Consider the following 12,922-nt stretch of genomic DNA (forward strand, 5'->3'; position numbering starts at 1 on the left):
TGAGCCGAGCACAGGCTCGGCTCTACAGCGAAGCAGTCGAGCAAGCTCGACGCTGCAAGAGCCCGGGATCGGTCAACGCACCTCGAATTCGCCCACCAGCACGGTCTCGGCACGGTCCTTCAAGCGCATGGTGACCATCTGGTCCTTCTGCTTCGGCGTACCCCAATGGGTAGTCAGGCGCAGCATCAGCGTCGTCGCGCCAGTCACCAGCTGCTGGCGGCTGCCGAAGTAGTTTGCCTCCACCTTGTACTTGCCGGGCTTGGCGTTGCGCAGCGAGAACTGTTCCGGGCCATAGCCACCGGTGAAGTCCTGTGACATCTGCCCGCCCTGGTAGGTCAGACGGTTGCCGTAGTAAGCGCGCTCACCGTTCGGATCGGTCACCCACAGGTCCATGTCGCTGTTGTCGGCATCCCAGGCCAGTACCACGCGCAGGTCCAGCGGCATCGCCTGCAGCAGGCGCGGGTCGATGCTCTTGGTATCCAGGCGCGGCTTGCTGGCGGCCACCAGGTTGGTCAACTCGTCCAGGGCGATCAGCGCAATGCCGTCGAAACGAGCATCCCAGGGCCGTACGACCACCTGGTACAAGGGCGCCAGCGCCTGCTGCGGCTTGCCCGCTGCGGCCAGCGCCAGGCCCAGGTCGCGGAAGCTCTGCGGTTCCTCCTGGCCCATCGCCAGCACCTGCTCGAACACCGGCACCGCCAGCGCCGGAGCGTCGGCTTGCAGCAACCGATAACCGAGCACCCGCAGCAGATGGCGGTTGTCCAGATCCATCTCTGCCAGGTTGGAGAGCACGCGCAGGGCAAGATCGCGCTGCCCCTGTTCGATCAACAGGTCGGCCACGTCGAGGAAGAATGCGCTGCTGTCGGCGTTCGCCGCGCGCTCGGCCAGATAGCGGTCATACAGTTGCGACGCTGGCCCCTGGCGCAGGCGGCGGGCAACCGGCGAATCCGGCTGCCACGCAGCCAGCCTGATTCCCAGCTGGCCGTCATTGGCGGCCGCAGGCTCGGCCGCCATCGCGTCGGCGGCCGCTTCCATCATCGGCGCGGGCGCTGGTGCCGGGCGTGGAACCGAACGCTGGCGCGCAGTGGCTGCATTCGACTGCATCTCCGCTGCGGCCGGTGCCGGAGCAACCAGCATCGCTACCGGTGCCGGCGGGGCGCCGGCCGCCACCTCCAGCGCCTTCGAATCCACCTGCGGCGGTGTGCCCTTCGGCCAACTGCGGTTCCACCACTGCTGGCGCTGCTGCCACTGCGTCACCACCTTGTCCAGGCGCTGGCGGTCGGCCGCATCGCGGTCTGCCACCTGACGAGCGAGGCGCTGGTCGTACTCGGCGCGTAGCTTGCCCGACGGTCGGATTGCATAGCGCAGGTAGTCATCCAGGGTTTCCAGCACGATCAGCGAGGTGTCCGGGCCCACCAGGCTGAACTGCTGCGACAGGCGCTGCATCGCCTCACGGTTGCCGCGTCGATCGGCCGACAATTGCTGCAGGCGTGCCTGTGCCCACAGGCCGGCCAGCAGATCACCGTCTTCGTTCTCCTGCGTCGCGGGCAGTGCCTGCCACTCGCCGCCGGCCACGCGCACCCGCATCGGAACGCCTTCGGCCGCCAACCGCGCATGCAACCACAGCCAGCCTTGGGCCTGGCTGCGGCGGTCGACCACCACATCCTGCACGCCACGGCCGGCATCGATCTGGACATCCAGCGGTGCAGACAGCAGTTCCCGCGCGGCGGCATCGATATCGCTGCCGAGCGCCACGAAAGTACCTGCATGCGCCTCGCTCCAACCGCGCAGGCGGCTGGCATCGGTACGGGCACCTGCACTGCTGATCGCGAACAGGCGCTGGCCGGCGGCCAGCGCCGGCAGTGCTTCCGGCCCGTAGGTCAGCAGGCCATCGCTGACCATCAGGTACTCCTTCACCTCGGGCTGCGGCTGCCACTGCGCCAGCGCACTGGCACCATCCGGCTGCACCGCCATCAACGCCCGGCGCAATTCACTCCAGTCGCCGCCGCGGATACGGAAACGACGCACCTGCCCGGCACGATCACGCAGCACCGTCAGCGCGACGTTGCCTTCGCCCATCGCAGCGAAGTAGCGATCAAGCAGCGCGAACTCGCGGGTGCGATCACGCTGGCCAGCAGAGCCGGAACCATCCCACAGCAGCCCCACTTCCGATGGCACACGGCGCGGCGCGGCCGACGTCGGCACCGGCAGCTGGGCCAGCAGGTAGTGATCGTCCTGCCAGCGGGCAACCTGCACCTGCGCCTTGCGCTCGGCCGGCAGCGTCCATTGCAGCTGGGCCGGCAACTGCGCGCCCCGGCCTTGCCAGTGCAGGCGGCCATCGGCGATGCGGAACGGTGTGCTGCCACTGTCAACATCCTTCGGTGCCTGCACGTCCAGTTCAACGGCAGCGGCGCCGGCGACGAACTGCAGCGGCAGCGTCCAACGCCAACCCTGCCCGGCGTATGCCAGCGGCTCGCGTACGACCAGCTGCACACGGCGGCTGCCGCCGGCCGGCAACGGATAAACGCGCAGCCGGAACTGGTTGCCGGCGGTCTGCTCCAGCAGGCCCGGATCGACGCCACGACGGGCGATCTCCTCGAACACCTGGCGACCGCGGTCCTTGGGCACCGGTACGGCCTCGCGCAACTCGCCATTGATGTCCAGGGCGAAGCCGGTGATCTGCTGGCCCTCGCCCAGCGGGAACTGCAGCTCACCCTCCAGCACGCGCTGATTGGGATTATGGAACTCCAGGGTGATCCTGGTCTGGGCGATGCCGGCCTGCACCTCGCCTTCGATGCGCGCCTGCCGCAGCTGCACGGGTTGTTCTGCCGCGGGTGCGATCAGCAACGGTGTGGACCTCATCGGCGGTGCCGGACGACGCGACGCCTGGGGCGAAGCCGGCCAGGCTGCCAGGGCCAACAGCAGTACGGTGCAGCAACGGGCGAAGACCATGACAGGACTCCAGTGGGATCGTGATTGCTTGAACGCACCAGACGGAGGGATGGGGTTAACGCGATTCGATGCTGGCTCTTCGCCGCCCCTGGGCGCACCATGTGCGACTTCCCGATCCCGCGCAAGGATGCCCATGCGTTACCCCCTGCTTCCCACCCTGCTGGCGCTGTCCTGGCCGTTGGCCGCCGGCGCCGTCGATGCGCCTGCAGGGCTGTATTTCCAGCATCACGACTGGGTCGTGGCCTGCGACAACACCCGCACCTGCCGCGCGGCCGGCTATGCCAGCGAAGACGACAGCACCCTGAGCGTGCTGCTGACGCGGATGGGTGGCCCCGATCAGGCCATCAGCGGCCGCGTGTCGTTGCAGCCGATCGATGACCAGCCGCAGTCCAAGGGCGCGCTGCACCTGCGCATCCAGCAGCGTGATCTCGGCGTGCTGCCGCCGGCCAAGGACACAGGCACCTATGCGCTGAGTCCGGCGCAGACCACCGCAGTGCTGTCGGCGCTGGTGCGCGATGGCGGCATCACGGTTGTCGATGCCACCGGCCATGCGTGGCCACTGTCGGACAAGGGTGCAGCGGCTGTATTGCTGAAGGCCGACGAGTTCCAGGGCCGCGTGGGGACGCCGGGCGCGGTGATGCGCAAGGGAAATGCCGCCGAAAGCAGCGTACCGGCCGCCGTCGCCAAACCCCTGGTGCGCAAGGCAGCGACCTTGTCGACGCCGCCGGACGACCCGGCATTCGCCAAGCTGGCCGCGTCACCGGCGCTGCGTGCAGCGCTGCGCGCCACCCTGAAAGAGCCCAGCTGCGAAGGCCTGCTCGACGCCGACCCGGATCTTCCGATCAGCAATTCGCCGCTGCAGATCCAACGCCTGGATGCCAAGCATCTGCTGGTCAGCGTTCCCTGCTGGCGCGCCGCCTACAACAGCGGCGACGGTTACTGGGTGATCGGTGAAAAAGCGCCCTACCAGCCGCAGTGGGTGACCAGCGATGCGATCGACTACGGCGACGGGCAGATTGTCGCCTCGCACAAGGGCCGTGGCCTGGCCGACTGCGTGTCGGATGAAACGTGGACCTGGGATGGCACGCGCTTCATCGCGACCTCGGCGATCAGCGGCGGCCTGTGCCGTGGCGTTCCCGGTGGAACCTGGGAACTGCCGACGCGGGTGACGGAGGTCCGCTGACGCCCCCTTTTTTCATGCGGGCAGGCAGTGCTCGACGATCAGCTGGATCGCGGCGCCGCCGCGATAGTCATCGCAGGCCAGGCGATAAGCCAGGTGGACATGCTTGCCGGGCGCGTTGCCGTGCCAGCCACCGAAATGGATCGCATTGATCGTGCCCGGTACGCCGGGCAGGCGTAGCTCCAGCTTCAGGTGCCGTTCCTTCAATACGCGCCAGTTGGCCACTTCGAAGTGGCCGTCGAACAGCGGCTCGGGGAAGCCCTGCCCCCACGGTCCGGCCAGGCGCAGTGCATCGGCGTGGCGATGATCGAGTTCATCCGCTGCCAGTTCGCCGTCGCTGAGCACCTGCTGCTGCAGTGCCACCGGGTCGAGCATTTCCAGCACGGTGGCGACGAAAGCGGCTTCGAAGGCGGCCAGATGATCCAGACGCATGCTCAAGCCGGCAGCCATCGCGTGACCGCCGAAGCGCTCGATCAAGCCGGGATGGCGTGCATCCACCAGCGCCAGCGCATCACGGATATGCAGGCCGGCGATCGAACGCGCCGAACCGCGCAGGGTGTCGGCGCCCGGCTCGGCCGGCGCGAACGCGATCACCGGACGATGCAGGCGATCCTTCATCTTCGACGCGACCAGGCCCACCACCCCGGGGTGCCAATCAGCATCGAACAAGCAGGCCGCCACCGGTCGCTGCCCGGCGGTATCGAGCACCACCCGCGACAGTGCCTGTTCGGCGTCATCGGTCATCGACTGCTGCACCGCACGCCGCTCGGCATTGATCTGCTCCAGCGTCTGCGCGATGTCACGGGCCTGCCGCGGATCTTCGGTGAGCAGCAGCGCGATACCCAGCGCCATGTCTTCCAGACGACCGGCCGCGTTCAAGCGCGGGCCGAGCCCGAAGCCGATATCGGTGGCCGTCAGTCGTGCGGCGTCGCGGCCGCTGGCCTCGATCAATGCCTTCAGGCCGACGCAGCCCTGACCGTTGCGCAGCCGCCGCAATCCCGCGCTGACCAGGGCCCGATTGTTGGCATCCAGCACCACCAGATCGGCCACGGTGCCCACCGCCACCAGGTCCAGCAGGGTGGTCAGGTCCGGACCCTTGCCATCGGCAAACACACCCGCTTCGCGCATCCGGCGGCGCAGCGCCATCAGCACGTAGAAGATCACGCCGACGCCGGCCAGCGACTTGCTGGGGAAGGCGTCGCCGTCCAGATTGGGGTCGACGATGACATCGGCCGGCGGCAGCTGTGGACCGGGCAGATGATGATCGGTCACCAGCACCTGCCAGCCCCGCGCCTTGGCCGCGGTCACGCCGGCATGGCAGGCGATTCCGTGATCGACGGTGACCAGCAGATCCGGCTGCAGCGCAGCCAGTTCGTCCACCAGCGACGGTGACAGGCCGTAGCCGTGCACCATGCGGTTGGGCACCGCGTGGAAGACATGCTGCGCGCCAAGCATGCGCAGACCGCGCACGCCGACCGCGCAGGCGGTTGCGCCGTCGCAGTCGAAATCACCGACGACCAGGATGCGCTTGTCGGCGGCGATGGCCTGAACCAGCAGGTCCACGGCCGCGTCGATGCCAGTCAGCAACTCCGGCGCGTGCAGGTTGCCAAGCTTGGGCAGCGCCAATTCCGGGGTGTGCGCACCACGTGCGGCGTACAGGCGTGCCAACAGTGGCAACGTGCCATCCGGCCAGCTACCGGGCGCGACCGCATCGCGGCGACGGATCATCGGCGAATCAGAGGACAACGGCACAGCATCGGCGGCAAGGGACATCGGCATCGCCGGGTTACGGAAGACCCGCGCATCATACCCCGCTCGGCTTGCCAGGCTTTGCGTGGGCTTGGCGCAGACGGGGTGATCGCCCATGCTTGTTTGCTTCTGGAACGGAATTCGCCATGTCTAGTCCGCTGTCCGCACTGCTTGCCAGCCTCCTGCTGCCACTTGCTTCCCACGCCGGAAACACGCCGCTGCAACCCGGCATCGAGTTCGTGCACCACGACTGGTTCCTGGCCTGCGACAACACCGGCACCTGCCGCGCCGCCGGCTACGGCCCGGAGAACGCAGACAGCCTGCTGGGCCTGATGCTGGAACGTGCCGGTGGTCCCGGCACGGCAGTGAAGGCGCGGCTGCGGGTCGGTGAGGATGGCGAAAGCGCGATACCTGAAGGCAGGTTGCGCCTGCAGGTGAACGGCCGTGATCTGGGCGCTGTGCAGGATACCGGGGCCGACGAAGCAGTGACGCTGCGACCGGCGCAGGTTGCAGCCTTGCTCACCGCCCTGCCCGGCCAGGCCCGCATAGAGGTGATCGACAGCAGGGGCACGCACTGGCCGATCTCCGATCGTGGTGCCGCCGCCGTACTGTTGAAAATGGACGAGGCACAAGGGCGCGTGGGCACGCCCGGCGCCCTGATACGGCGTGGCACGCGTGCCGAAGCGAGCGTGCCGGCTGCGCACCTCAAGCCTGTGATCGTGAGCGCGGCGCTGACGGCCCCACGCTCCGGAGACAGCGCACTGGGCAGCAGCGAAGCGCTGCGCACCGCGCTGATTGCCACGCTCGGCGACAGCGACGACTGCCCGCGCCTGGTCGAGTACAAGGGAACCCCGGAAATGGTGATCGAGCGGCTGGACGACAGCCATGTGCTGGTGCAGGCGTTGTGCCAGATGGGTGCCTACAACTACAGCAATGGTTTCTGGATCGCGCGCGACAAGCCACCGTTCGCCCCGCAGACAGTCACGCTGGAAGCAGAGGGATTCTCGCGCGGCGAGCGCACGCTGTACGCACGTTACAAGGGCCGCGGCATCGGCGACTGCGTTTCCGGCTCTGACTGGACCTGGGATGGCCGCAGATTCCAGCCGAGCAGTGCGTTCAGTACCGGCTTGTGCCGTGGCATGCCGGGCGGGCACTGGACGCTGCCGACGCTGGTCAGCGAGGTGCGTTGAATGGGCACCTCTTCACAGCTGCACACGTCTCTGCCGCTGCTGGTGTCGCTGGCGCTGGCGCCGATCGCCTCAGCCGCGGAACCGGTTGGCACGTCATTCGTGGACGGCGACGGTGTGATGGCCTGCGACAACACCCGCACCTGCCGGCTGGCCGCCTACGGTCCACTGGCACCGCTGATGCTGAGCGTGCTGCTCGAACGCGCTGGCGGGCCACAGACGGCGGTCACCGCACGGCTGTCAATGGCCGAAGGCGCCGAGGACGCGCCTCGTACCCCTGCGGCGGTGGCACCCGAAGGGACGTTGCGACTGCGCGTGGACGGAAGGGACCTCGGTGCCATTGGCCACAGCGACGCGCTCGACCTTGGCCTGGAACTACCCTCGCGCTACGTGGCAGCGATGATCGATGCGCTGGTGAGTGGCAAACGCATCCAGATGAGCGATGCCTCGGGCCACGCCTGGCCGCTGTCGGATCGCGGCATTCGCACGCTGCTGCTGAAGATGGACGAAGCACAGGGTCGGCTGGATACCCCAGGCGCGCTGGTGCGCAAGGGCTCACAGCCGGAATCGAAGGTGCCGGCCGCGGTAGCCGCGCCACCACTGAAGGCACCGCCCCTGCTGGTCGAAGCACATGATACGGATGGACAACTGGCTGAGCGGACAGACCTGCTTCAGCAACTGCAACCGGTGGCCGCCGCGCGGAACGCCTGCGAACAGATGTCGTCGCGCCAACTACGCATCGAACGAGTGGATGCTACCCATGTCCTTGCCCTGTTGAACTGTGCAACCGACCGCCACATCGTGCCAGCGGGTACGTGGCTGATCCGCGACCGCCCGCCATTCGCACCCAAGCTGCTCTCGTCGACCCCGCTGTTCCCGCTCTACCCGCACGCCGTGTTTCTTGAAGAAGAGTTCGTGGCCGGTACGGATGCCTGCGGTACGAGCCGGCATTGGGCGTGGGATGGAACCCGTCTGAGCCTGAGCGCGGAGTTTATCGGTCACTCCTGCACCGGCCCGAGCCGCAGACACTGGCAGTTGCCGATCTACGTCACCGATGTTCGATAGCGCATCCGCCGGGCATGGCCCGGCGCTACCGCACTCTTTCAACCGTCGTGCAGTTGGCGCGGCTTCTTCCAGAACTGCCAGCGCTGGCCCTTGTCCAGCTGGAACTGCAGGCCGTCCTCGAAATCCAGTACCAAACGCTGCAGTTCACCACGCTTGAGCGCGGCCAACAGCGGGCGGATCGCGTCGTTGCCCAGCTGCTGCAACGAACGCAGCTGGCGCAGATCGACCAGTGCATCGACCGATTGCTCGCCATCCACCGCTACGCCTGCGGCCTGGGCCAAGCCCTGCAGCAGCGCATCGCGGCTGCGCACCTGCGCGTGCGGTGTGGCGACGGATACCGGCATCACGCCACCGCCCCAGAACCACAGCGAATTGATCGGCTGCTGGCCTTGTGCAGCGCGCTGCTGGTTCCACGAATGGGTGTGCAGCAGCACCTGCGCTTCGGTCATCAGCGCTCGCCAGCGGCGGCCCGCCTCACCCGGTGGCAGGTGCGAGAACAGATCATCACCCAGCACCTCGTCGGGACTGTCGAACTCCGGCAGTTCGGTACCGATGGGCAGCCGCAGGTACCAGCGCGAAGGATCGGGGGCATCCAGCACGAAACCCGCATCCGCGAACAGCGGCTGCAACACGGGCAGCAGGGCCAACGTATCGGCCAGGCTTGGCCGCAGCGTTTCGCCGTGGCCCATCATGCGCGCGCCATGCATGTCCGGCACCATGCAGGCCGGATCGGCACGCAGCCAGCAGGCGCCGGCGGCATCGCCGACGTCACGCTGGCGGGTCAACGCGGCCACCGGCCAGTGCGGCGCGGCGACCGTGAAGTGACGCAGCAGCTGCGCCCGTTCACCGGCGTCGCCCTGCGAAGTGGTGGCACGGCCCAGGGCACGCGCCACATCATCCGGCAATGCAGCCACCGCAAAGCGGCTGCGTGCCGGCAACAGCAGGGTCGCCGTTGCCACGGATCAGTCCTGGTAGCTGACGCTGACGATCTCGTACTCGCGCTGGCCGGCCGGCGCATCGATCACGATCGAGTCACCCTCCAGCTTGCCGATCATCGCGCGGGCAACCGGCGAGGAAATCGCGATCAGGCCCAGCTTGATGTCCGCCTCCAGGTCACCAACGATCTGGTACTTCTTCTCTTCGTCGGTTTCCACGTCGGCCAGGGTCACGCTGGCGCCGAACACCACCTTGGAGCCTGCATTGAGCTTGCTCACATCGATGATCTCGGCGTGCGACAGCTCGCCTTCCAGCTGCTTGATGCGGCCTTCGATGAAGCCCTGTTCCTCGCGCGCGGCGTGGTACTCGGCATTCTCCTTCAGGTCGCCATGCTCGCGCGCTTCGGCGATCGCGGCGATCACCTTCGGGCGCTTGACCGACTTCAGGTGATCCAGTTCGTCGCGCAGCCGCTGCGCGCCCTTCATCGTGATGGGTGCTCTCATGCGTTCAACTCCTTGTGCAGTTCCTGCAGCGACCAGACCGGGCCGGTACCGCGGAATTCCAGTGAATCCACCAGCGCCTTGGCACCGGCAATGGTGGTCGAATAGGTGACGCGGTGCTGCAGCGCCTCGCGGCGGATCGAGAACGAGTCGTTGATCGCGGCACGGCCTTCGGTCGTGTTGACGATATAGACGATCTCGCCGTTCTTGATCGAGTCGACGATGTGCGGACGACCCTCGACCACCTTGTTGATGATCTCGCAGTCCATGCCGTGCTGCTGCAGCCACGCTGCGGTGCCGCGGGTGGCGACCAGGCTGTAGCCACGTGCCAGCAGGGCCTTGGCCACCGGCAGCACGCGCTTCTTGTCCGGGTCGCGCACCGACACGAAGGCCTTGCCGACCGGCGGTGCCTTGATGCCACCGGCCTCCTGCGCACGCGCGAACGCTGCGTTGAAGGTACGGCCGACGCCCATCACTTCGCCGGTGGAGCGCATCTCCGGCCCGAGGATCGGGTCGACGCCCTGGAACTTGGCGAACGGGAAGATCGCTTCCTTCACCGAGTAGTAGTCCGGCACGATTTCCTTGGTGGCGCCCTGCTCTTCCAGGGTCTTGCCCGCCATGCAGCGGGCCGCGATCTTGGCCAGCGGCATGCCGGTGGCCTTGGACACGAACGGCACGGTGCGCGAGGCACGCGGGTTCACTTCCAGCAGGAAGATGGTGTCGTTGCCTTCCTCGTCGGTCTGGATCGCGAACTGGGTGTTCATCAGGCCCACCACGTTCAGGGCCTTGGCCAGCTCGATCACCTGGCGACGCAGCTCGGCCTGGGTTTCAGCCGACAGCGAGTAAGGCGGCAGCGAGCAGGACGAATCGCCCGAGTGCACACCGGCTTCTTCGATGTGTTCCATCACGCCACCGATCAGGACGTTGCCCTGGGCGTCGGCAATGATGTCGACGTCGCACTCGACGGCGTTGTCGAGGAAGCGATCCAGCAGCACCGGCGAATCGTTGGAGACCTTCACCGCGTCACGCACGTAGCGGGCCAGGTCGGATTCGCCGTAGACGATTTCCATCGCGCGGCCACCCAGCACGTAGCTCGGGCGCACCACCAGCGGATAGCCGATCTCACGCGCCAGCAGCAGGGCTTCCTGGTCGTTGCGGGCGATGCGGTTCGGCGGCTGCTTCAGGCCGAGCTTGTCCACCAGCTGCTGGAAGCGCTCGCGGTCTTCGGCCAGGTCGATCGAATCCGGGCTGGTGCCGATCACCGGCACGCCGTTGGCTTCCAGCGCGCGTGCCAGCTTCAGCGGGGTCTGCCCGCCGTACTGCACGATCACGCCCTTGGGCTGCTCCAGCTCGACGATCTCCAGCACGTCTTCCAGGGTCAGCGGTTCGAAGTACAGGCGGTCGGAGGTGTCGTAGTCGGTCGACACGGTTTCCGGGTTGCAGTTGACCATGATGGTTTCATAGCCATCTTCGCGCAGCGCCAGTGCCGCGTGCACGCAGCAGTAGTCGAACTCGATGCCCTGGCCGATGCGGTTCGGGCCACCGCCGAGGATCATGATCTTGTCGCGGTTGCTCGGCGCGGCTTCGCACTCTTCCTCGTAGGTCGAGTACAGGTAAGCGGTGCCGGTGGAGAACTCGGCGGCACAGGAGTCCACGCGCTTGTACACCGGGCGCACCTTGTGCGCGCGACGCAGCGCACGCACGGCGGCTTCGTTGGTGCCGGTCAGCTGGGCCAGGCGGGCGTCGGAGAAGCCGGCGCGCTTGAGCTTGCGCAGGCGCGCCGCATCCAGTGCGTCGATGCCATCGGCCGCGACCTGGGCCTCAGCAGCGATGATTTCTTCGATCTGGTCCAGGAACCACGGATCGATGTAGGACAGCTTGAAGATGTCCTCCACGCTCATGCCGGCGCGGAACGCATCGGCGACGAAGAACAGACGCTCCGGGCCCGGCGCCTTCAGCTCGCGGCGCAGGGTCTGCAGATCGTCTTCATTGGTCAGGTCCAGGCCGGTCGGGTCGAAGCCGACCTTGCCGGTTTCCAGGCCACGCAGGGCCTTCTGCATCGATTCCTGGAAGGTGCGGCCCATTGCCATCACCTCGCCCACCGACTTCATCTGGGTGGTCAGGCGCGCATCGGCGGCCGGGAACTTCTCGAAAGCAAAGCGCGGGATCTTGGTGACGACGTAATCGATGGACGGCTCGAACGATGCCGGGGTCAGGCCGCCGGTGATCTCGTTCTTCAGTTCGTCCAGGGTGTAGCCCACGGCCAGCTTGGCGGCGACCTTGGCGATCGGGAAGCCGGTGGCCTTGGAGGCCAGCGCCGAGGAACGCGACACGCGCGGGTTCATCTCGATCACCACCACGCGGCCGGTGTCCGGGTTGATGCCGAACTGCACGTTCGAACCACCGGTATCCACGCCGATCTTGCGCAGCACGGCGATGGAGGCATCGCGCAGGCGCTGGTATTCCTTGTCGGTCAGGGTCTGCGCCGGGGCCACGGTGATCGAGTCACCGGTGTGCACGCCCATCGGGTCCAGGTTCTCGATCGAGCAGACGATGATGCAGTTGTCCGCGGTATCGCGGACCACTTCCATCTCGAATTCCTTCCAGCCCAGCACCGACTCTTCGACCAGCACTTCGGTGGTCGGCGACAGTTCCAGGCCGCGGTTGACGATCTCGATCAGCTCTTCGCGGTTGTAGGCGATGCCGCCGCCACTGCCGCCCAGGGTGAAGCTGGGGCGGATGATGGTCGGGTAGCCGACGCGGGTCTGGATCTCCAGTGCTTCGTCCAGGGTATGGGCAACGGCAGCGGTCGGGCACTCCAGGCCGATCTCGCTCATCGCCACGCGGAACAGCTCGCGGTCTTCGGCCATCATGATGGCTTCGCGCTTGGCGCCGATCAGCTCGACGTTGTACTTCTCAAGCACGCCGTTGTCGGCCAGGTCCAGCGCGCAGTTCAGCGCGGTCTGGCCACCCATGGTCGGCAGCAGCGCGTCAGGCTTTTCCTTGGCGATGATCTTCTCGACCGTCTGCCAGTTGATCGGCTCGATGTAGACGGCGTCGGCCATCTCCGGGTCGGTCATGATCGTGGCCGGGTTGCTGTTGACCAGCACCACGCGGTAGCCCTCGTCACGCAGGGCCTTGCAGGCCTGGGCGCCGGAGTAATCGAACTCGCAGGCCTGGCCGATGACGATCGGGCCGGCACCGATGATGAGGATGGTCTTGAGGTCAGTGCGCTTGGGCATTTTCTTCTCTAAGTCAGTACAGCGTGACAAGGGGGGTGATCGCACGCTGTCGATCAGGAATCTTGATCCGCAGCGCCGCGCCAGGGGCAGCCGCGATGCGGAGGCTTACGG

Annotated in this window: 8 protein-coding genes; 3 read left to right on the plus strand and 5 right to left on the minus strand. The window is 67.0% G+C overall.

The features are described 5' to 3' along the window. Nucleotides 1–72: 72 nt before the first annotated feature. A complete protein-coding gene (locus MRBLST15_RS03575; RefSeq protein WP_367785240.1) occupies nucleotides 73–2,952 on the minus strand; it encodes a VIT domain-containing protein in 2,880 nt (959 codons plus the stop codon). A 133-nt stretch (nucleotides 2,953–3,085) separates the two neighbouring features. On the opposite strand from MRBLST15_RS03575, the gene MRBLST15_RS03580 reads away from it, so the two are divergent. Further along, entirely contained in the window at nucleotides 3,086–4,135 is a 1,050-nt protein-coding gene (locus MRBLST15_RS03580) for a DUF1176 domain-containing protein (RefSeq protein ID WP_367785241.1), read from the plus strand. Between the two features lie 12 nt (nucleotides 4,136–4,147). Here the strand turns inward: MRBLST15_RS03580 and recJ are convergent, their stop codons facing one another. Further along, nucleotides 4,148–5,905, minus strand: coding sequence for a single-stranded-DNA-specific exonuclease RecJ (gene recJ, locus MRBLST15_RS03585; RefSeq protein ID WP_367785242.1), 1,758 nt, complete (start codon nucleotides 5,903–5,905; stop codon nucleotides 4,148–4,150). A gap of 122 nt (nucleotides 5,906–6,027) precedes the next feature. On the opposite strand from recJ, the gene MRBLST15_RS03590 reads away from it, so the two are divergent. Together MRBLST15_RS03590 and MRBLST15_RS03595 are read left to right on the plus strand one after the other, a co-directional pair. Next, a complete protein-coding gene (locus tag MRBLST15_RS03590) occupies nucleotides 6,028–7,071 on the plus strand; it encodes a DUF1176 domain-containing protein (protein WP_367785243.1) in 1,044 nt (347 codons plus the stop codon). Between the two features lie 42 nt (nucleotides 7,072–7,113). Beyond that, nucleotides 7,114–8,133 carry a DUF1176 domain-containing protein gene (locus MRBLST15_RS03595; protein ID WP_265951715.1) on the plus strand — a complete coding sequence of 340 codons (1,020 nt, stop codon included), beginning with the start codon at nucleotides 7,114–7,116 and terminating at the stop codon, nucleotides 8,131–8,133. 38 nt (nucleotides 8,134–8,171) lie between these two features. Here the strand turns inward: MRBLST15_RS03595 and MRBLST15_RS03600 are convergent, their stop codons facing one another. The 3 genes from MRBLST15_RS03600 to carB are packed head-to-tail and all read right to left on the minus strand — an operon-like array spanning nucleotide 8,172 to nucleotide 12,811. After that, nucleotides 8,172–9,092, minus strand: coding sequence for a phosphoglycerate mutase (locus tag MRBLST15_RS03600; protein ID WP_099818351.1), 921 nt, complete (start codon nucleotides 9,090–9,092; stop codon nucleotides 8,172–8,174). A gap of 3 nt (nucleotides 9,093–9,095) precedes the next feature. Then, nucleotides 9,096–9,560 carry a transcription elongation factor GreA gene (greA, locus tag MRBLST15_RS03605; RefSeq protein ID WP_265951738.1) on the minus strand — a complete coding sequence of 155 codons (465 nt, stop codon included), beginning with the start codon at nucleotides 9,558–9,560 and terminating at the stop codon, nucleotides 9,096–9,098. 8 nt (nucleotides 9,561–9,568) lie between these two features. Next, a complete protein-coding gene (carB, locus tag MRBLST15_RS03610; protein WP_265951717.1) occupies nucleotides 9,569–12,811 on the minus strand; it encodes a carbamoyl-phosphate synthase large subunit in 3,243 nt (1,080 codons plus the stop codon). Nucleotides 12,812–12,922 lie beyond the last annotated feature (111 nt).

The sequence above is a fragment of the Stenotrophomonas sp. LST15-1-1.1 genome (assembly GCF_040815575.1).
GTDB classification, from domain to species: Bacteria; Pseudomonadota; Gammaproteobacteria; order Xanthomonadales; family Xanthomonadaceae; genus Stenotrophomonas; species Stenotrophomonas lactitubi_B.

What these genes read in the sequence shown, in the direction of transcription:
- MRBLST15_RS03575 (WP_367785240.1), bottom strand. Translation starts at nt 2,952, where the DNA reads ATGGTCTTCGCCCGTTGCTGCACCGTACTGCTGTTGGCCCTGGCAGCC.
- MRBLST15_RS03580 (WP_367785241.1), top strand. Translation starts at nt 3,086, where the DNA reads ATGCGTTACCCCCTGCTTCCCACCCTGCTGGCGCTGTCCTGGCCGTTG.
- recJ (WP_367785242.1), bottom strand. Translation starts at nt 5,905, where the DNA reads ATGTCCCTTGCCGCCGATGCTGTGCCGTTGTCCTCTGATTCGCCGATG.
- MRBLST15_RS03590 (WP_367785243.1), top strand. Translation starts at nt 6,028, where the DNA reads ATGTCTAGTCCGCTGTCCGCACTGCTTGCCAGCCTCCTGCTGCCACTT.
- carB (WP_265951717.1), bottom strand. Translation starts at nt 12,811, where the DNA reads ATGCCCAAGCGCACTGACCTCAAGACCATCCTCATCATCGGTGCCGGC.